Source organism: Ensifer sp. NM-2 (assembly GCF_003024455.1).
GTDB classification, from domain to species: domain Bacteria; phylum Pseudomonadota; class Alphaproteobacteria; order Rhizobiales; family Rhizobiaceae; genus Ensifer; species Ensifer canadensis.
On sequence record NZ_PVZR01000020.1, the window covers coordinates 54,631 to 73,833 of the forward strand.

The 19,203-nt window shown below is 61.6% G+C and carries 16 protein-coding genes; 4 read left to right on the top strand and 12 right to left on the bottom strand.

Translation table 11 applies throughout. The features are described 5' to 3' along the window. The first annotated feature begins 122 nt into the window (after window positions 1-122). Window positions 123-323 carry a YqaE/Pmp3 family membrane protein gene (locus C6558_RS29665; RefSeq protein WP_025425329.1) on the top strand — a complete coding sequence of 67 codons (201 nt, stop codon included), beginning with the start codon at window positions 123-125 and terminating at the stop codon, window positions 321-323. Window positions 324-335: 12 nt separating this feature from the next. Here the strand turns inward: C6558_RS29665 and C6558_RS29670 are convergent, their stop codons facing one another. The 9 genes from C6558_RS29670 to C6558_RS29710 form a co-directional block, all read right to left on the bottom strand. After that, entirely contained in the window at window positions 336-1,091 is a 756-nt protein-coding gene (locus C6558_RS29670; protein WP_025425328.1) for a M48 family metallopeptidase, read from the bottom strand. A gap of 210 nt (window positions 1,092-1,301) precedes the next feature. Beyond that, complete coding sequence (locus tag C6558_RS29675; RefSeq protein WP_025425327.1) at window positions 1,302-1,730, bottom strand: DUF2852 domain-containing protein; 429 nt, start codon at window positions 1,728-1,730, stop codon at window positions 1,302-1,304. A gap of 148 nt (window positions 1,731-1,878) precedes the next feature. After that, complete coding sequence (gene phaZ, locus C6558_RS29680) at window positions 1,879-3,153, bottom strand: polyhydroxyalkanoate depolymerase (protein WP_107028045.1); 1,275 nt, start codon at window positions 3,151-3,153, stop codon at window positions 1,879-1,881. Between the two features lie 331 nt (window positions 3,154-3,484). Beyond that, entirely contained in the window at window positions 3,485-4,507 is a 1,023-nt protein-coding gene (locus tag C6558_RS29685; RefSeq protein ID WP_057206483.1) for a zinc-binding alcohol dehydrogenase family protein, read from the bottom strand. 31 nt (window positions 4,508-4,538) lie between these two features. Then, on the bottom strand, window positions 4,539-5,516 hold the full coding sequence (locus C6558_RS29690) for an ABC transporter permease (RefSeq protein ID WP_057206480.1): 978 nt from the start codon (window positions 5,514-5,516) through the stop codon (window positions 4,539-4,541). A 39-nt stretch (window positions 5,517-5,555) separates the two neighbouring features. Next, window positions 5,556-7,109 (bottom strand): sugar ABC transporter ATP-binding protein, encoded by a 1,554-nt coding sequence (locus C6558_RS29695; protein ID WP_025425323.1) that lies wholly within the window; start codon window positions 7,107-7,109, stop codon window positions 5,556-5,558. Between the two features lie 110 nt (window positions 7,110-7,219). Further along, entirely contained in the window at window positions 7,220-8,209 is a 990-nt protein-coding gene (locus C6558_RS29700) for an ABC transporter substrate-binding protein (RefSeq protein ID WP_025425322.1), read from the bottom strand. Window positions 8,210-8,445: 236 nt separating this feature from the next. Then, window positions 8,446-9,465: an aldo/keto reductase gene (locus C6558_RS29705; RefSeq protein ID WP_025425321.1), complete on the bottom strand. Its 1,020-nt coding sequence runs from the start codon at window positions 9,463-9,465 to the stop codon at window positions 8,446-8,448. 40 nt (window positions 9,466-9,505) lie between these two features. After that, on the bottom strand, window positions 9,506-11,011 hold the full coding sequence (locus tag C6558_RS29710; protein WP_025425320.1) for a UxaA family hydrolase: 1,506 nt from the start codon (window positions 11,009-11,011) through the stop codon (window positions 9,506-9,508). Between the two features lie 269 nt (window positions 11,012-11,280). On the opposite strand from C6558_RS29710, the gene C6558_RS29715 reads away from it, so the two are divergent. Next, window positions 11,281-12,159, top strand: a complete 879-nt coding sequence (locus tag C6558_RS29715) for a GntR family transcriptional regulator (RefSeq protein WP_025425319.1) — start codon at window positions 11,281-11,283, stop codon at window positions 12,157-12,159. A 20-nt stretch (window positions 12,160-12,179) separates the two neighbouring features. Further along, window positions 12,180-13,268, top strand: coding sequence for a D-mannonate oxidoreductase (locus C6558_RS29720; protein WP_025425318.1), 1,089 nt, complete (start codon window positions 12,180-12,182; stop codon window positions 13,266-13,268). Here the strand turns inward: C6558_RS29720 and hpaI are convergent. Next, window positions 13,262-14,068, bottom strand: coding sequence for a 4-hydroxy-2-oxoheptanedioate aldolase (hpaI, locus tag C6558_RS29725; RefSeq protein WP_025425317.1), 807 nt, complete (start codon window positions 14,066-14,068; stop codon window positions 13,262-13,264). The genes C6558_RS29720 and hpaI overlap by 7 nt on opposite strands. 109 nt (window positions 14,069-14,177) lie before the next feature. Beyond that, a complete protein-coding gene (gabD, locus tag C6558_RS29730; protein ID WP_025425316.1) occupies window positions 14,178-15,632 on the bottom strand; it encodes an NADP-dependent succinate-semialdehyde dehydrogenase in 1,455 nt (484 codons plus the stop codon). Between the two features lie 276 nt (window positions 15,633-15,908). On the opposite strand from gabD, the gene C6558_RS29735 reads away from it, so the two are divergent. Then, window positions 15,909-16,505: a nitroreductase family protein gene (locus C6558_RS29735; RefSeq protein ID WP_025425315.1), complete on the top strand. Its 597-nt coding sequence runs from the start codon at window positions 15,909-15,911 to the stop codon at window positions 16,503-16,505. A 166-nt stretch (window positions 16,506-16,671) separates the two neighbouring features. On the opposite strand, the gene gyrB is transcribed toward C6558_RS29735, so the two are convergent. Beyond that, the gene (gene gyrB, locus C6558_RS29740; protein ID WP_057206475.1) at window positions 16,672-19,107 is read right to left on the bottom strand and encodes a DNA topoisomerase (ATP-hydrolyzing) subunit B; all 2,436 of its coding nucleotides are present in this window, start codon (window positions 19,105-19,107) and stop codon (window positions 16,672-16,674) included. Between the last annotated feature and the right edge of the window lie 96 nt (window positions 19,108-19,203).

A 19,203-nucleotide genomic window follows, 5' to 3' on the forward strand; every position in this document is an offset into this window, starting at 1 on the left:
CCTTGCATGAAATGTCGCTGGAGTCGAGCCAAAAACCACCCTGCACACCGTCGTCCAGAGGGTGCGGCATTGCGGTGTCGGCGTGCGCTCACCATATGCATTCTATCACAACGGAGAGACGAATGCGTCTGCTGCTTGCCCTCATTCTTCCCTGGCTTCAGTTCTTCACCATCGGCCGTCCCTTTGCAGGCATCATCTGCCTCATTCTGCAGATTACCCTGATCGGCTGGGTACCGGCAGCGATCTGGTCGGTCTATGCGCTTAGCCAGTACAAGACAGACGAGAAAATTCAGGCGGCACTCGCCGGCCCCAGCCGCGGCTAATTCCAAAGCAAATCAGTCGAAGTCGATGGCGTGCAGCATCGTGCCGTTGCGCCTTAGCCAGCGCTTGGCATCGTTGGTGTCGGGGCAAAGCTTTTCGCACAGCGCCCAGAATTGAGGGCCGTGGTTCATCTCCTGGAGATGCGCGACTTCGTGTGCTGCGAGATAGGCGATGACCTTCGGCGGCGCCATGACGATGCGCCATGAGAAGCTCAGGGCGCCATCGGCCGAACAGGAGCCCCAGCGGCTGCGCGTGTCCTTCAGGCTCAGCGATTTGGGCCGCCGGCCGATCCGGCCGGCATAGACCGCGACCAGGCGATCGAGATCGTGCCGCGCTTCCTTCTTGAGAAAGTCGACGATGCGGCGGCGCAGATGTTCCTCGCCGCCGCTGACACGCAATATCGCGTCTTCGCCGACGATGATTGCCTCGGTCAAACCTCTGATTTTTCCTGACCTTTCGATCCGATGCGCGATACCGCGGATCAGGATCGAGCCGCCCTCTTCCAGTTGGCTTTCGCCGGAAAACCGCGCCAGCTTTGTCATCAACCAGCCCTGATGGCGGTTGAGGAAGGCGTTTACCTCCCGATCGGCCAGCCCTTGCGGAACCGTCAGCTTCAGCGCCCGACCGCCGGGCTCGATGCGCAGCGTCATTCGTGTGGCGCGCGAATTCTGGCGGATGGTTAGCGGAAGCATCTTGCCCGCGACTTCGATTTCTCGGGTCGTGTCGACAGGAGCCGGGGGAATGCGCCGCCGCGTGAAAGAAGGGAACATGACGGCTTTCTATCCGATTCGCGGTCTTTTCGGCTAATGCATAATTCCCTAAGGCATCAACGATCCAGGGAATTGCCAGTGCCTGATGATCGAAGCGCCTGATGATCGATAAGGATCGGCCCGTTTTCTCATCGAGAGAGACACGTGGCCCGCATGGCTGATCGCGACATCCGGCGTTTCATGTGAAACACCGGATGTCTTTTTCGTCACTCAGTTTGCCTCGAACGGGGCTACCGGTCCGGAACCGCCGTTGCGGCGTTCGCGCATGAAGCGGTCGAACTCTTCCTGGTCCTTGGCGCGGCGAAGCTCGCGCACGTAGGAATCGAATTCCTCGCGCATTTCATCGAGCTTGCGACGCTCTTCATCGAGGCGGGTAAGCTCGGCTTGGCGCCAGTCATCGAAGGCGACGTTGCCGGTGCGATGATGCTGCGTCCAGTTGGCGCGATTGCCGCGCTTGAAGGCGGAGCACATGCCATCGACCGTGCTGTTGGCGTCCTTCTTGAACGTTTTCAGTTTCTCGCCGAAGAGGATGTAGGCGAGCATGGCCAGGCCGAGAGGCCAGAAGACCACGAAACCGAGCACCATCAATGCAATGGTCGCGGGCGTCCAATCCGGACGGATCAATGCAGATTGGTTCATCTTCAGGATTCCTCGCAATCACCCGGGCCACCCATTGCGGCCCGGTGAAAACGATGTGGGAAGGCGGGCTTTCGACTACAAGACGCCCTTCCCCGGAATCGGACAAACCCTTGACTCTAAGCGGGCAAAAGCCCGCATTTTACGGGGATCAGGCGGTTTTGCCGCCCTTGATCAGCTGCTTTACCGGCTTTGCGTGGCGTGCGTGCTCGCGCTGGAAGGCGACGATGCGCGGCGCGATCTCGCGACGGAAACGCGAACCGTTGAAGACGCCGTAGTGGCCGACGTCCGGCTGCATGTAGTGCATCCGCATGTGCTCGGGGATGTTGGTGCAGATCGTCTGCGCCGCCTTCGTCTGGCCGAGACCGGAAATGTCGTCATTCTCACCTTCGACCGTCAGCAGGGCCACCTTCTTGATCGCCGTGGTATCAACCCGGCGACCGCGATGCATCATCTCGCCCGTGGGCAAGGCATGCTGCATGAAGACGACCTGAACGGTCTGCAGGTAAAACTCTGCCGTCAGATCCATCACCGCAAGATATTCATCGTAGAAATCCCGGTGCTTCTCGGCCGCATCGCCGTCGTTCTTCACCAGGTGGGCGAAGAATTCCTTATGGGCGATCAGATGCCGGTCGAGGTTCATCGACATGAAGCCGGAGAGTTGCAGGAAGCCGGGATAGACCATGCGCATGAAGCCCGGCTGCGGCCACGGCACCGGCATGATCACGTTGTCGCGGAACCACTCGATCGGCCGTTCCTTGGCCAGCAGATTGACGGCTGTCGGGTTGATGCGCGTATCGATCGGCCCACCCATCAGCGTCATCGACGCCGGCGACAGCGGATCATCAGCCGCTTCCATCAGGGCGACGGCGGCAAGCACCGGAACGGCGGGCTGACAGACGCCGATGACATGGGTGTCGGGTCCGAGGAAGTGCAGCATCTGGATGACGTAGTCGATGTAGTCGTCGAGATCGAAGGTGCCCTCGCTCAAGGGAACCATGCGCGCGTCTATCCAGTCGGTGATGTAGATGTCGGAATGGGGAAGCAGGGCCTCAACGGTTCCACGCAAGAGCGTGGCATAATGGCCCGACATCGGCGCGACGATCAGCGCCTTCGGATCGGCAGCCCGCCCCTTGGGAAGCGCGCGCTCGAAATGGATCAGATTGCAGAACGGCTCGCGCCAGACGATGCGCTCGTGAACGCCAACGGGCTCGCCGTCGATCAGCGTTTCGGGAAGGCCGAATTCCGGCTTGCCGTAGCGGCGCGTCGACCGCTCGAAGACCTCGAGGCCAGCCGCCGTCGCGCGGCCGAAATAGGTGTGCGAGATCGGGTTCATCGGATTGCTGAAAGCAAGCCGCATGGCATCCGCCGCCGTTCGCCACGGCGCCATCATGGCATGATTCAATTCATAGAGCTGGTAGAACATAGGAAGCGTACCCCTTGGTTCAATCAACGACAACGCCGCTCCCAGTCGGACGCAAGCTTGCGATTGTTTGTCTTGGTGTCCGCAATCCCTGCCAGACTACCATGTTTCTTGTGCACTGCAACAAGTATACCCGTTTCGGTTCTAGACAAGCGACTTCTGCGAGAATGCGCCCGGATTACTGACAATTAACAAACGGACTTGCTCGGAGCTGGCCGAAAAGTCGCGTTTTCGTCAAAAATCGCGGATTTCGGCGAAGGCGTCTTACTTTCTCCGGCCGGCTTTCGATATCTGGCCGCCGATCCGCTTTCTCGCATCGCAGCAGAACGGGTCGTCACGCCGCCGCTATCCGGACGATCGCCTTGACCAGGCCCGACTTCTCATGCGCCCAGCGCGGCAGATCGTGGACCACCGCGTCCATCGTCGTTCGGTGGGTGATCAACCGCTCCACCGGCACCAGCCCCTCGCGTATCGAATTTACGACATGGTCGAAATCCTTGCGCGTGGCGTTACGGCTGCCGATCAACGTCATTTCCCGCTTGTGAAATTCCGGATCGGAGAAACGGATGCTGTCCTTGACGACGCTGACGAACACCAGTGTTCCCCCATGAGCCACATGGCCGAAGGAAGCCTCCATCGAACCGCCATGGCCGGTGGCATCGAAGACGACATCGAAACCATCGCCCCCGGTCGCCTCGGCGACGCGCCGAACGCACGCTTCGTCGGCAACGATGCCGGAACCGAAACCGAGCCGGTCGGTCGCAAACGCCAGCCGTTCGATGCTGGTATCCATCAGCGTCACCGCATGGCCGGCGATGCGCGAGAAGATGGCGGTTCCAAGCCCGATCGGCCCGGCGCCAATCACCAGAGCACGAACGCCGGCAGGGGCCGCAGCCCGGCGCACGGCATGGGCGCCGATAGCGAGGAATTCCACCGTCGCTGCCGCCTCTGGCGACAGATCGATCGCCGGATAAAGATTGCCCTCGGGAACGAGGATTTCCTCGCAGAAGGCTCCGTCGGTATGGACGCCGAGCACCTTGATCGCCGTGCAGCAGTTCGGCTTCCCCCGGCGGCAGGCGACACAGTCGCCGCAGGAAAGGTAGGGGTTGACCACCACAGGCGTTCCCGGCGCGATCGTCGTCGCCGGTCCGTTGGCAATTACCGTCGCGGAGATCTCATGCCCCATCACTCGCGGATATTCCAGGAACGGGTGCTTGCCGGCGAAGATGTGGTAGTCGGTGCCGCAGATGCCGACATGGCTGACGGCAACCCGCACCCACCCGGCCGATGGGGCGGGCGCGGGCGCGCGTTCAACAATCTCCAGGCGGCCGGGTTCCGGGCAGAGGACGGCTTTCATGTCATTTTCCGCATGTTGTCAGGGCCGGCGCCTAGCGCGCGCCGCGCCGCCTGAGCTGATCAAAATAGACGATCACGATGATGAGCACGCCGGTGATAATGCGCTGCCAGAACGAATTGACGTTGAGCAGGTTGGCGCCATTGTTGATCGTGGCGAGAATGAAGGCGCCAAGCAGCGGGCCGTGCACGGAGCCGACCGCGCCGAAGAGGCTGGTGCCGCCGATGACCGACGAGGCGATCGCCTGCAGCTCCCAGCCTTCGGCTTGCGTGGCGTTGCCGATGCCGATGCGGGAGGCGAGCAGCAGGCCGACAAAGGCCGCGCAGGTCGAGGACAGGATATAGGCAAGATAGATCGTGCGATGCACGTTGACGCCGGAAAGGCGGGCCGCCTCACTGTTGGAGCCGACGGCGAAGAGATAGCGGCCAAAGCGGCTCAAGTGCAGGAAGACATAGGCCGGGATCGCCACCACGATCACCATCCAGAACAGGCTGGGTACCCCGAGGAAGTTGGCGCGGGAGAAATTGGTGAAGGCCTCGTTGGTGATCGAGATCGTCGAGCCATTGGTGATCAACAGTCCGATGCCGCGCAGCGAGGTCAGGGTTGCAAGCGTGATGATGAACGGCGGCAGACCCATGCGGACAATACCGAAGGCGTGGAAGGCGCCGATCAGCACGCCGAAGGCGAGCGTCAGGATGATCGCAATCCAGAGCGGCACGCCGGCGGCAAGCAGCCAGGCGACGATCACGCTGGTGAAGCCGACAACGGCACCCACGGAAAGATCGATGCCCGCAGTGATGATGACGAAGGTCTGGCCGACCGCAAGGATCGCCGTCATGGCGCCCTGGCGCAACAGGTTGCTGATGTTGTTCGGCGTCCAGAAACTGTTGGTGGCAAGCCCCAAGAGCAGCCAGAGGAAAAGCAGGAGCCCGAGAAGCGTGAGCCCGAACAGGATGCTCACGCCTTTCCGCGGCGCGGGGCCGGCTCCGCTGTCGACCGTATCAGCACTCATCGTCGTCCTCCTGCTTCTTCTTGATTGTCATTGTCGCGATCAGACACCGATCGCCTGTGTCAGCACTTCCTCGTGGCTTGCCGCGTGATAGTCGTGGCTGGCGACCAGCCGTCCCCGGCGAAACACGTGCAGGCGATCGGACAGTTCGTAGACTTCAGGCAGGTAGGAGGAGATCAGGATGATCCCCGCTCCGTTTTCCAGAAGCCGGGCGAACAACCGGTAGATTTCCGCCTTGGTGCCGACGTCGACGCCGACCGTCGGCTCATCGAAGATGAAAAGCTTGGCGCCGTGGCTCAGCCACTTGCCGATGACGATCTTCTGCTGGTTGCCGCCGGACATCGCCGAGACAAGCACGCGGCGCGATGGCGTCTTGATCTTCAAATCCCTGATCTGCCGATCCGCATTCTCGATTTCCTTCTGACGGTTGATCGTCAGCCCGCGCGTCAGCCGACTGAAGATCGGCAGGTTGATGTTGAGGCCGATCGGCAGATTGAGGCAGAGGCCCTGATCGCGCCGGCTTTCCGGTGCCAACGCAATGCCGAGGTCTATCGCGATCCGCTCGTTGGCGATATTGACCTTGCGCCCCTGCCAGTAGACCTCGCCCGCAGTCGATGCATGGCGACCATAGAGGCCGAGCGCAAACTCGCTGCGTCCGGCACCGATCAGACCGTAGAGGCCGACGATCTCGCCGGCGCGAACGGTCAGCGACACATCCGCGAAACCGGGGCCGCTCAAGCCCCGGGTCTCGACGATCACTTCGCCGGCCGGAAAGTGTTCCTTGTGGTAGATCTGCTCGATGGTGCGATTGATCATCAGGGTGATCAGTTCGGCGTCGTTGGTCTCGCCGATCTTTCGCGTGCCGACGTGGGTGCCGTCGCGCAGCACCGACACACGATCGGCCAGCTCGAAGACTTCCTCCATGCGGTGGCTGATATAGACGATCGTCACACCTTCGCCCTGTAGCCGGCGAATGAGTCGGAACAGTTGCGCGGATTCCTGACGGGTCAGATAGGCGGTCGGCTCGTCGAAGATCAGAAACTGGGTGCCGCGCATGGCGGCGCGAGCGGTCGCGACCAACTGCTGCTGGCCGATCGTCAGGCTGCCGAGCGCCGCCGCGGCCGGCAGGTTGAAACCGAGATCGTCAAGGACGCTCTGGGCCGCCTCGGTCATGGCGCGCTTGCGCATCAGGCCGGCGCTGTTGATCTCGTCGCCGAGGAACATGTTGGCGGCGACGCTCAAGTGCGGGCATAGCACCACCTCCTGATGCACGGCGTTGATTCCGCGCGCAATCGCTTCTTGAGGATTGTCGAGCTGGACCGGCTTGCCGCACCAATAGACTTCGCCAGACGTGCGCCGGATGACGCCGGTCAAAAGCTTGATCAGTGTCGATTTTCCGGCACCGTTTTCACCAACGATGGCGTGAACTTCTCCTGATAGAAAGGTGATGGAAGCGGGCTTCAACGCTTCGACGGCGCCATATTTCTTCTGAAGCGCGCGCATTTCCAGGATCGGTTCGCCCCTCGGCACTGGGTGGCGGGCAGCCGTCCTCAAACCGTCGCTCTTGTTATCGCTGACCTCATCGAGACCTGGCATCTGCGCACTCCTCCCAATCGCACAGACTGCCAGCGGCCGGTCCTCGTATCCGGCCGCTGGCAACCGTATTCTCGGCGGCAGGCAATGCTCGCGCCTGCCGCCGATTGCCGTCAATTGACCTTCGGGTTCAGCAGTGCGTCGATCTTCGGTTCAGCCATGTTGGCCTTGGTCACCAGATTGGCGCCGGTATCGACATTGGCTTCGACCTTCTCCTTCTTCGAGACCGCAAGCGCCGTCTTCACGCCATCATAACCCATGCGGTAGGGATCCTGAACGACCAGGCCGGCCAGCACGCCTTCCTTGAGGAAGCCGACAGTCTTCTCGTCGCTATCGAAGCCGATCACCTTGATCTTGTCGCCGAGCTTGTTTTCGGCAATCGCCTGGCCGACACCCTGTGCCATGATCAGGTTGGAGGCAAAGACGCCGACGAGATTCGGGTTGGCGGTGATCAGGTCGGTCATCATGTTGAGACCGGTGGTTGCCTGGCCATCGGCATATTTGTCGGCCACGACCTTGAAGCCCGGATATTTCGTCTTGATCTGGTCGAGGAAGCCTTCGCGGCGCTGATCGAGCGAACCGACGCCCGGCAGGCTGGTGATGATGGCGATATCGCCTTCTTCCTTGCCCGACATTTCCTTGATCGCTGCAGCCAGACCATCGGCCGCGATCCTGCCACCCTGAACGTTGTCGGTCGTCAGGAACGAGGAGAACGCCTTGGAATCGGCGCCGGAGTCGATGCCGATGATCGGAACCGCCTTGGCAGCTTCGTCGATCGGCTTGCCCAGCGCCTTGAACTCGGTTGGTGAGATCACCACGGCAGCCGGAGAACCGGCAACGGCGTTTTCGAGGATGCTGATCTGACCGTTGATATCGGATTCGGACTGGGCGCCGAGCTCGGGAACGTTGACGCCGAGATCCTTGCCGGCCGCGCGCGCACCGGCCAGCACGATCTGCCAGTAGAAGGACGTGGTATCCTTGACGATGATCGGGATCGTGACATCCTGCGCGAAGGACGCGACGGGTGCCATCGCGGCGATCATCGTCGCGCCGGCCAGGGCAGTGAAGGCACGGCGGGAAAGAATGTGCTTGGCTATGCTCATTGGGGTTCTCCTCTCAGTGCACCTCGTTCCACCTTATGGAGATCGATTCGCCAGGTGCTTGCATATCGATCTTTTATCGATAAAAAACATATTGAAACGCTAATACAACGCTGTCCGCTTTGCAAGCAGTCGTTGCTGCGATTTACGTGACTGCACTGTCTCCTCCCAGATTACGTTTCGTTATGTGAAATTCGGGTTGTGCCTGCAAGGACCCGCGGGCTCGGCACCCTCAAGCATCAGGCCCGGACTGCCTCCAATCCAAGCTCCGGCGCCACAAGCGTGTAGGGCTCGAAAGCCGAGAAATCGTCCTTTGACATACGATGCCGCAGCGCATCGATGTTGCGCCTCAAGCTTTCCGGTTTCGCTGTCCCAAGCAGGACCGAGGCAACCACCGGATTGTCGAGCGGGAACTGCATGGCGGCAGCGGCCAACGGCACACCACGCTCCCGGGCAATGCGTTCCATCGCGCCGACCTTTTCGCGCACCTCGGCATTTGCTCGCATATAGTCGAAATGCGCGCCATCGACCGGGCCAGTCGCCAGGATGCCCGAGTTGAACACACCGCCGACGATCAGCGACGTCTTCTTTGTCTCGCAGAGCGGCAGGAGTTCGGCGACTGCGGAACGATCAAGCAGCGTATAGCGCCCCGCAAGCAGGATGCAGTCGATGTCGGCACGGCGCATCACCTCCAGGCAAACCGGAACCTCGTTGACGCCAAGCCCATAGGCCGCGATCACGCCACCAGCCTTTAGTTCCTCCAGCGCCTTAAGGCCGGAATCCAGCAATTGCCTGAGATAGACGGCGTTGCGGGCGACACCGTGCGTGTAGACGCCGATATCATGGACATAGAGGATATCGATGCGATTGAGGCCGAGGCGCGCATAGCTGAATTCCACCGAACGCATGATGGCATCGTAGCTGTAGTCGTAACGCACGTCGAAGTTCAGCGCCTTGACGTAGGAATAGTCCGGCACGGCGCCTTCAGGCACGGGATGCAGCAGCCGTCCGACCTTGGTGGACAGCACATAGTCACCGCGCGGCTTGTCGCGCAGGAAATCGCCGACCCGCCGCTCTGCAAGACCGAGCCCGTAATAGGGTGCGACGTCGAAATAGCGCAAACCAGAGCCCCAAGCGGCGTCCAGCGTTTCGATCGCCGCTTCGCGCGTGCATTCGCGGTAGAGCCCCCCAAGTCCGGCGGCGCCGAAGCTGTATTCGGTCACCGGCAGGTCGGTTCGACCGATCTTTCTCGTCTGCATTCCCTGTCTCCTCCCTCCTAGGATGCGCAAGCTCACATCATCAGAGTGTTGCCCCGAGATGCCAGGGCACGAATTCGTTGTCGCCGTAGCCGAAGAGTTCGCTCTTGGTCTTCTTTCCCGAAGCGGTATCGATGATGAGATCGAAGATCTCGCGACCGAGGTCGGCGATCGTCGCCTCGCCGGATGCGATCACGCCGCAATCGATGTCCATGTCTTCTTCCATCGCGCGGAACAGCGCGGTGTTGCTGGTCAGCTTGATCGACGGTGCCGGCCGACAGCCGAAACAACTGCCGCGGCCGGTGGTAAAGGCGATGACATTGGCTCCGCCGGCCACCTGGCCGGTCGCCGACACCGGATCGTAGCCGGGCGTATCCATGAAGACGAGCCCGTGTTCAGTGACGCGTTCGGCATAGCCGTAAACCGCATTGAGCGGTGAGCGCCCGCCCTTGGCGACCGCACCCAGCGACTTCTCCAGAATGGTTGTGAGGCCACCGCGTTTGTTGCCCGGCGAAGGATTGTTGTCGAGCGATGCACCATGCAGCGCGACGTAGTTTTCCCACCAGACAATCAGCCCGTCGAGCTTTGCGGCGACCGCCGCGCTGGCGGCACGGCTGCGCAACAGATGTTCGGCGCCGTAGATTTCTGACGTTTCGGAAAGGATGGCGGTACCACCGGCAGCCGCCAGGATATCCACCGCCGCTCCCAGCGCCGGGTTAGCGGTGATGCCAGACAGCCCGTCCGAGCCGCCGCATTGCAGACCGACGATGATTTCGCTGACCGGAATGGCGACGCGACGTTGCCTGCCGACTTCCTGGGCAATTTCATCGAGGATGCCGAGTGCACGCTCGACCGAGCGTCGGGATCCGCCGGCCTCCTGGATGTTGAAGTGGCGCTTTTCCTGCCCGGCTCCGCTCTGCCCGTAAAGCGTCAACTGGTTGACCTCGCAGCCGAGCCCGACCATCAGCACCCCGCCGAAATTGGCGTGGCGCGCGTAGCCCGCCAAGGTCCTGTGCAGGTTCATCATGCCGTCGCCGGTCGAAGACATGCCGCAACCCTGGTCATGCACGATCGGCACGAATCCGTCGATGCCATCATATTTCGGCAAGATGCGTCTGTTGGCCTCCTCGGCGATTGCCCGGCAGACGGTGGTGGAACAGTTCACGCTGGCAATGATGCCGATATAGTTGCGCGTCGCCGCCCGTCCGTCTTTGCGCCGATAGCCCATGAAGGTGCGCGCCCTGTCGGCGGCGCTCGCCTCTTCCGGCGCGCCTTGTGGACTGATGGCCAAGCGATCCTGATCGAAGGAGAGGTTGTGGGAATGGACATGCTCGCCGGCTTCTATATCGCTGGTCGCGCGTCCGATCGCCTGGGCATATTTGACCACGGGGTCGCCCGCACGAATCCGCCGTATGGCGACCTTGTGCCCCAGATCGATCTTCGTGGCGGTGCGAACTCCGCCCGGCAGGGCCTCGCCGGCAGCGATTGCCAACGTCGCCACGGCCACATTGTCCTCAGGAGCCAGAAGGATTGAAGACGGCACAGACACTCTGAATTTCTCCGTGAAAACTGCTGCGATTTTGAGAAGGGTCTATTTGTCTTTTATCCACAATAGACAGATCGCCGTCAATGGGTATTATGAAACGAGACAGCGCCGCCCGCCCGCAGGCACAGCAGCAACAGGGGAGAAACGTCATGATTTTGGTGCGAGAGCCAAAGACAAGCGCGCGCCGGCAGGTTAGATCGGCGGCCGACGAAAGCTGATCTTCCGATCAGCGGCTCATCGCTCGCGCAACCCCAACCGTCCGGATCCTGGCAATGGCAAAACAGAACACCGTCTTCAAGGATGCCTATAACCGCTGCCTGAAAGTGCTGGCGGAGACATCTTCCCTGCCCTCCGAGCCGGAACTCGGTCAGGTGCTCGGCGTGAGCCGGACGACGGTGCGTGCCATTCTCCGCCGCTTCGAAGAGGCGAAGCTGATCACCTGGGACAAGCGCAAGAAGATCGTGCTGCGCCAGCCGCAACCGGACGACTATTTCCCGACGGAGGAAACGGATTCGCTGGCCGAGATCATCGAGCGCAGCTTCATGCGCCGGATTCTGGCCGGCGGCGCCGAGCCTGGCATGCAGATCAACGAACTGGAGCTGGCACGCGAGATCGGCGCCGGTACCACGAGCGTGCGGGAGTTCCTGATCCGCTTCAGCCGGTTCGGGCTGATCGAGAAGCGACCGAACAGCCACTGGATCCTCAAAGGTTTCACCCGCGAGTTTGCGCTGGAACTGACCGAGGTCCGCGAGATGTTCGAGCTTCGCTCGGCTGCAAGTTTCGTTGCGCTGCCGGACAGCCATCCGGCCTGGCAGGAGCTGAACAGGATCGAGGCGCTGCACCACGAAATCCTGGCCGACATCGACAACCGCTACAAGGAATTCTCCGAACTCGACGAGCGCTTCCACCTCCTGGTGCACAAGTCGTCGAGCAATCGTTTCATCGTCGATTTCTACGACATCATCTCGATCGTGTTCCACTATCACTACCAATGGAACAAGACCAACGCGCGGCAGCGAAATGCGCGCGCGCTTGAAGAGCACCTTGCTTACATCGAAGCGCTCAGGTCTCACGATCCAAAACGTGCCGAGGAAGCCTGCCGGCGACACCTGCGCTCGGCACGCGAGACCCTGCTGCAATCCATTCCATAGCCAGCTACCGGAGCACCGGCATGAAGACCCCATTTGTGCAGTTTGGAACGAGCCGCTTTCTTCAGGCGCATGCCGATCTCTTCATCAGCGAGGCGCTGGAAAGGCAGGAAGCACCGGGGCGGATCACGGTGGTACAGACGACCGGCTCAGCGGAACGGTCGGGACGCCTGGTGGCACTGACGCAACCCGATGGTTATCCCGTGATGATCCGTGGCCTTGCCGACGGCAAGCCGGTGGACAAGATCGAGCGGGTCAAGAGCGTCGTCCGGGCCGTGTCAACAAACGACAACTGGGATGCTGTTTGCCATATCGTGGCGGACGAGGCCGAATTCCTGATCTCGAACACCGGTGATACCGGCTACGACGTTTCCGGCGACGACCTGTCGACATACGTGCCGCTGTCTTTTCCCGGCAAACTTCTCCTGCTTTTGAAAGCCCGCTTCGATGCCGGCGGCAAACCGCTGACCATCCTTCCGTGCGAACTGGTGTCGCGCAATGGCGACGTGCTGAAAGCCATCGTGCTGGAGCTCGCGCGCGAGCGCCTCGGCGACCCGCAATTCGTGTTCTGGCTGGCGAACGCGATAATCTGGGCCAACACGCTGGTGGACCGGATCGTCTCGGAACCGATCGAGCCCGCCGGCGCCGTGGCCGAACCCTACGCTTTATGGGCGATCGAGAAACAGCGGGGGTTGAGAGCGCCTTGCGCGCACGAATGCGTGATACTGGTCGACGACCTGACGCACTACGAAAAATTGAAGCTTCATATCCTCAACCTCGGCCACACGGTGCTCGCGGATATCTGGCTGAGGCAGGGCCGCGATCCCGACGAAACAGTCCGGCAGATCCTTGCCGATGCGGACGTCGCCAGGCGGCTCGAGGATATCTACGCACAAGAAGTCGTTCCTGCCTTTGCCGCCAAGGGCCTCGGGCGACAGGCGAGTGCCTATGTCGCAACGACGCTCGACCGCTTCCGAAATCCGTTCCTTGACCATCGCATGGGCGATATCGCCAACCATCACACTGAAAAGATCGTGCGACGGATTGCCGAGCTCCGGCGCTGGAGCCCTGAAGTTGCCATGCCGATGCTCAGCGCGATCTGCGATCAGTAGCCGGATTCCAGCTTGTCGGGTTTATGCCCCTGCTCGTCGGTAAATTCCTGGCGCAGCGCCTGTGTCGCCCGAACCAGGGATGTGACATCGGTGCCGATCGCCATGAAATCGGCCCCGAGATCGCGATACTCGCGTGCCTGCGCGAGATCGAGCGTCATGATTCCGCGCGCTTTTCCGGCCTTGTCGATGCGCGCGAAGGCATCGACAATCGCCGCCCGTACATCCGGGTGTCCTGGGCTGCCGAGATAGCCCATATCCGCGGCGAGATCCGACGGTCCGATGAACAGGCCGTCGACGCCTTCAAGAGCGGCAATCTCATCGATCGCCGCCAGGCCGGCGCGGCTCTCGATCTGCAAGAGAAGGCAGATCTGGTCATTTGCGGTGTGGAGATAGTCGGCTATCCGGCCGAATTGCGATGCACGCGCCAGTGCCGCGCCGACACCGCGAATGCCATGCGGCGGATAGCGGGTTGCTCGAACAAGTTCCCTGGCCTGCTCGGCGCTTTCGACCATCGGGATCAGCAGCGTCTGGACGCCGACATCGAGGATCTGCTTGATCAGCGCGGTATCGCCGACAGGAAGGCGAACGATCGGGTGGCTGGCGGATGCCGTCACTGCCCGGAACTGCGCCGACAACAGCGGCAGGTCGTTGGGCGCATGCTCGCCGTCGATCAACAGCCAGTCATAACCGCTGTTGGAGACGACTTCGGCCGCATAGGGGCTCGCCAGCGCGACCCAAAGCCCGAGTTGAAAGCGCTGCTCGCGAAGGGCGGCCTTGAAGGGGTTGGTTGGTGCCGGCATCGCGTCATCTCCTCTTTTCACGACGTCAACTTCTGTACCGGCAAACGAAAAAACCGGCCAGAGCTTTCCGGCCGGTTTCGCGATCAGATTGTATCGGACTGCAAATGCGTCAGGCGATGCCGCCGAGGCAGACATATTTGATCTCGGTAAACTCCTCGATCCCGTACTTCGAACCTTCGCGGCCGAGGCCCGAGAGCTTGACGCCGCCGAACGGTGCTTCCGCCGTGGAGATCAGCCCGGTGTTGACGCCGACCATGCCGTATTCCAGCGCCTCGGCCACGCGGAACACCCGCGCCAGATCCTTGGCATAGAAATAGGAGGCCAGCCCGAACTCGGTGTCATTGGCCTGTTCGACGACATCGGCCTCATCCTTGAAGCGGAACAGCGGCGCGACCGGGCCGAAGGTTTCCTCGCGGGCGACTGCCATCGCCTGGGTGACATCGGCCAGAACCGTTGCTTCGAAGAAGGTGCCGCCGAGCGCATGGCGCTTGCCGCCCTGGATGACGCGCGCGCCCTTGGCGGTGGCATCGGCGATATGCTCTTCCACCTTCTCCAGTGCCGCCTTGTCGATCAGCGGGCCGAGGATGACGCCCTGGTCGAGACCATTGCCGATCTTGAGCTTGGCAACGGCCGCCGCCAGCTTGTCGGAGAAGGCATCATAGACCTTGTCCTGCACGTAGATACGGTTAGCGCAGACGCAGGTCTGGCCGTTGTTGCGGAACTTGGCGATCAATGCGCCTTCCACGGCCGCATCGAGATCGGCGTCGTCGAAGACGATGAACGGCGCATTGCCGCCGAGTTCCAGCCCGAGCTTCTTGATCGTGCCGGCGCTCTGGCGATAGAGCTCGGCGCCGACCTCGGTCGAGCCGGTAAAGGTCAGCTTGCGCACCACCGGATTGGCGGTCATTTCGGCACCGATTTCGCGGGCCGAGCCGGTCACGACGCTGAAGAGCCCCTTGGGCAGGCCGGCGCGCTCGGCAAGAACGGCGATGGCAAGGGCCGAGAACGGCGTCTGCGACGCCGGCTTCAACACCATGGCGCAACCGGCGGCAAAGGCCGGGCCGGCCTTGCGGGTGATCATCGCGTTGGGGAAGTTCCAGGGCGTGATCGCAGCGACGACGCCGATCGGCTGCTTCATCACCATGATGCGCTTGTCCGGCTGATGGCCTGGGATCAGGTCGCCGTAGATGCGACGGCCCTCTTCGGCAAACCATTCGACGAAGCTGGCGCCATAGACGATTTCGCCGGTCGCCTCTGCCAGCGGCTTGCCCTGTTCGAGCGTGAGGATGCGGCCGAGATCGTCCTTGTTCTCGATCATCAGCTCAAACCAGCGGCGAAGCACACCGGCGCGATCCTTGGCGGTGCGGGCAGCCCAACCCTTCTGCGCCAGACGCGCCGCTTCGATTGCCGCCTTGGTTTCCTTGCCTCCAAGCTTCGGTACGCGGCCGACGAGTTCGCCCGTTGCCGGGTTCACCACATCGATCGCATTGGCGGCATCCGCTTCGATCCATTCGCCGCCAATCAAGGCAGCCTGGCGAAACAGTGACGGGTCCTTAAAAGTCATCGCGCGTCCTCTCTCAGAAAAATCTACAGAACTTATACAACTTTTTTATCGATCTCGACAATCACCCGAAACGCCGTTTCTGCATATTCCGTTTTAGCACCGGATCGGGCCGACAAAAGGACCGACGATCCGCGCGCAAAGCCGGTTTCATCGCTCCTCGATCCCATGTAGCGTCCGCAGCGAATCTCGCCCTACGTCTCGCTAACGACGGCAATCGTCATCGACGGCGGCGCGCTCCTCCCACGGGATTCCCGATACGATAAAAGAGGTATGTTCATGACGGAAAGCAATCACAGAACCGCCGACCACCCGATCGACACCATGTTCCTGAAACGCTGGTCGCCACGTGCGTTCACCCAGGAGGAGATCAGCGAAGAAGAACTGCTCTCACTGCTCGAAGCCGCCCGCTGGGCACCCTCGGCGAGCAACAGCCAACCCTGGCGGTTCGTCTATGCCCGCCGCGGCACCGAGCATTTCGCGCGCCTGCTGGATATTCTCAACGAGAGCAATCAGCGCTGGGCGAAGCATGCCGCAGCCCTGGTGATCGTTATCTCCAAGACGCACACGCAGGCAGCCACCGGCGAGATGCGGGCCGCCTACACCCATGCCTTCGACACCGGCGCCGCCTGGTTCAGCCTTGCGCTCCAGACAACCGCTGCCGGCTGGCACGCGCATGCAATGGCGGGCATTGATCGCGACAAGGCGATGACGAGCCTTGGCGTGCCCGCGCACTACCGGGTCGAGGCGGCGGTAGCAATCGGCCGGCTTGCCGACCCCTCGACGCTTCCGGACGATCTGCGTGAGCGGGAAAAGCCGAGCCAACGCAAGCCGCTTGCCGAACTGGCCTTCGAAGGCCGGTTCAAGGGGGAATAGAGCCTTTCCAAGAAAGGTGCGGAACGGTCTTCCGCCAGGAAGTGCGCAAAAACAAAGAGATAGAGCGTTTCTGCGTCTCAGTTTAAGCCGGAGACACTCCAGACAAAAAAGATCCCGGTGCCTTGCGGCACCGGGATCATTAGAAGTGCGGCTGATCGTATTGCGATCAGATATCGAGGTTGGCGACGCTCAGCGCGTTTTCCTGGATGAAGTCGCGGCGCGGCTCGACCTCGTCGCCCATCAGGCGCGAGAACAGGCCATCCGCGTCCGTCGCGTCGTTCACCCGAACCTGCAGCAGCGAACGCACGTTCGGATCGAGCGTCGTCTCCCAGAGCTGCTCGGCATTCATCTCGCCAAGACCCTTGTAACGCTGCATCGACAGACCCTTGCGGCCTGCTGCGAAGATTGCATCCAGAAGCGCGCGTGGGCCGCTGATATCTTGCCCACCATCGCGGCGGCGAAGCACCGGAGGCGCGGAATAGATCTCCTTGAGCTTCGATGTCAGCTGGTCGATGTGGCGGGCGTCGGACGAGCCGATCAGCGCCATATCGAGGATGGCGACTTCCTTGACGCCACGAACCATGCGTTCAAGCTTGAGACCGCCTTCGGCGGTGACCGCTCCGGTCCAGCCGCGTTCAGTCTCTTCGGCGATCACATCAAGCCTGCGCGCCACTTCGATCGCGACCTGCTCGTATTGTTCGCGCTGGCCGTTGAGTTCGACATTCAAGGCGCCGGCAATGGCTGCCTGTTCGACAATCGAACGATTGTAGCGCGAGTGAAGACCATCCATCAGGTTACGCACGCGCAACGCATCGTTGATGACTTCGCGCAGGTCCTGACCGGCGCGAACCTCACCGGAAGCAAGCTCCAGCGTAGCTTCCTCGAGGCCCATCGAGATCAGGTAATCTTCCAGCGCCTGCTCGTTTTTCAGGTACTGGGCGGACTTGCCGCGCGTCACCTTATAAAGCGGTGGCTGGGCAATATAGAGGTGGCCGCGCTCGATCAGCTCCGGCATCTGCCGGAAGAAGAAGGTGAGCAGCAGGGTGCGGATGTGGGCGCCGTCGACGTCGGCGTCCGTCATGATGATGATCTTGTGGTAGCGCAGCTTGTCGGCGTTGAACTCGTCTTTACCGATCGATGTGCCGAGCGCGGTGATCAGCGTGCCGATTTCCTGGCTCGAAAGCATCTTGTCGAAACGCGCGCGTTCGACGTTCAGGATCTTGCCACGCAGCGGCAGGATCGCCTGGTTTTCGCGCGAGCGTCCCTGCTTGGCCGAACCGCCTGCCGAATCACCCTCCACCAGGAAGACTTCGGATTTTGCCGGATCGCGTTCGGAGCAGTCCGCCAACTTGCCCGGCAGCGAGGAGATGTCGAGCGCGCCCTTGCGGCGCGTCAGTTCGCGTGCCTTGCGCGCCGCCTCGCGTGCGGCGGCCGCTTCGACGACCTTGCCGACAAGGATCTTGGCGTCGGAGGGATGCTCCTCCAGCCAGGTGCTCAAGGCTTCGTTGACGAGGCTTTCGACCACCGGACGAACTTCCGAGGAAACCAGCTTGTCCTTGGTCTGCGATGAGAACTTCGGATCCGGCACCTTGACCGAGAGAACGGCGGTCAGGCCTTCGCGGCAGTCGTCGCCGGTCAGCGTGACCTTTTCCTTCTTGGTGATACCAGAGCTTTCGCCATAGGAGGTGATCTGCCGGGTCAGCGCACCGCGGAAACCGGCCATGTGCGTGCCGCCGTCGCGTTGCGGAATGTTGTTGGTGAAGCAGAGCACGTTCTCGTGGTAGCTGTCGTTCCACCACATCGCGACTTCGACGGTGATACCGTCCTTTTCGCCGCGGATCGAAACCGGCTTCTGCACGAGCGGCTTCTTGGCCCGGTCGAGATAGGCAACGAAGGCTTCAAGGCCGCCGTCATACATCATCTCGTCCTGGCGCACGTCCGAATGGCGCTTGTCGGTCAGGACGATGCGCACGCCGGAATTCAGGAAGGCGAGTTCGCGCAGGCGATGCTCGAGCGTGCCGTAGTCGAAGTCCGTCTTGGTAAAGGTGTCTGTGCTCGGCAGGAACGTCACTTCGGTGCCGGTATCGGTGCCGGCGTCGCCGATCACCTTCAGCGGGCTGTCAGCCACGCCGTGGGTGAAGCTCATCTCATGGATCTTGCCCGCACGGCGGATCTTCAACCGCAGCATGACGGACAGCGCGTTGACCACCGAAACGCCAACGCCGTGCAGACCGCCGGAAACCTTGTAGGAATTCTGGTCGAACTTACCGCCGGCGTGGAGTTGCGTCATGATGACCTCGGCCGCCGAGACGCCCTCTTCCTTGTGGATGTCGGTCGGGATGCCGCGGCCGTTGTCGGTTACCGTCACCGAGCCGTCGGCATTGAGCGTCACCGTGACGATATCGGCGTGGCCTGCGAGAGCCTCGTCGATGGCGTTGTCGACCACCTCGTACACCATGTGATGCAGACCGGAGCCGTCGTCGGTGTCGCCGATATACATGCCCGGCCGCTTGCGTACGGCATCCAGGCCCTTCAACACCTTGATGGAGTCGGCACCATATTCGGCGGCGGCGCCGGTATCGGTTTCAGGAATATCGGTCATTCGGCTTCGGGTCTTTCCAGGTTCTTCGGACGGGGTGATTCGTTGCGAATCACGTCTCGGACGCCTCGCGGACTATAGAAAATTTGTCCACGGTTC

Bases quoted from the DNA above. Each gene is read 5' to 3' on its own strand.
- C6558_RS29675 (WP_025425327.1), bottom strand. From the start codon at position 1,730: ATGAACCAATCTGCATTGATCCGTCCGGATTGGACGCCCGCGACCATT.
- C6558_RS29685 (WP_057206483.1), bottom strand. From the start codon at position 4,507: ATGAAAGCCGTCCTCTGCCCGGAACCCGGCCGCCTGGAGATTGTTGAA.
- gyrB (WP_057206475.1), bottom strand. From the start codon at position 19,107: ATGACCGATATTCCTGAAACCGATACCGGCGCCGCCGCCGAATATGGT.
- C6558_RS29705 (WP_025425321.1), bottom strand. From the start codon at position 9,465: ATGCAGACGAGAAAGATCGGTCGAACCGACCTGCCGGTGACCGAATAC.
- hpaI (WP_025425317.1), bottom strand. From the start codon at position 14,068: ATGCCGGCACCAACCAACCCCTTCAAGGCCGCCCTTCGCGAGCAGCGC.
- C6558_RS29670 (WP_025425328.1), bottom strand. From the start codon at position 1,091: ATGTTCCCTTCTTTCACGCGGCGGCGCATTCCCCCGGCTCCTGTCGAC.
- C6558_RS29695 (WP_025425323.1), bottom strand. From the start codon at position 7,109: ATGCCAGGTCTCGATGAGGTCAGCGATAACAAGAGCGACGGTTTGAGG.
- phaZ (WP_107028045.1), bottom strand. From the start codon at position 3,153: ATGTTCTACCAGCTCTATGAATTGAATCATGCCATGATGGCGCCGTGG.
- gabD (WP_025425316.1), bottom strand. From the start codon at position 15,632: ATGACTTTTAAGGACCCGTCACTGTTTCGCCAGGCTGCCTTGATTGGC.
- C6558_RS29665 (WP_025425329.1), top strand. From the start codon at position 123: ATGCGTCTGCTGCTTGCCCTCATTCTTCCCTGGCTTCAGTTCTTCACC.
- C6558_RS29720 (WP_025425318.1), top strand. From the start codon at position 12,180: ATGAAGACCCCATTTGTGCAGTTTGGAACGAGCCGCTTTCTTCAGGCG.
- C6558_RS29735 (WP_025425315.1), top strand. From the start codon at position 15,909: ATGACGGAAAGCAATCACAGAACCGCCGACCACCCGATCGACACCATG.
- C6558_RS29700 (WP_025425322.1), bottom strand. From the start codon at position 8,209: ATGAGCATAGCCAAGCACATTCTTTCCCGCCGTGCCTTCACTGCCCTG.
- C6558_RS29715 (WP_025425319.1), top strand. From the start codon at position 11,281: ATGGCAAAACAGAACACCGTCTTCAAGGATGCCTATAACCGCTGCCTG.
- C6558_RS29690 (WP_057206480.1), bottom strand. From the start codon at position 5,516: ATGAGTGCTGATACGGTCGACAGCGGAGCCGGCCCCGCGCCGCGGAAA.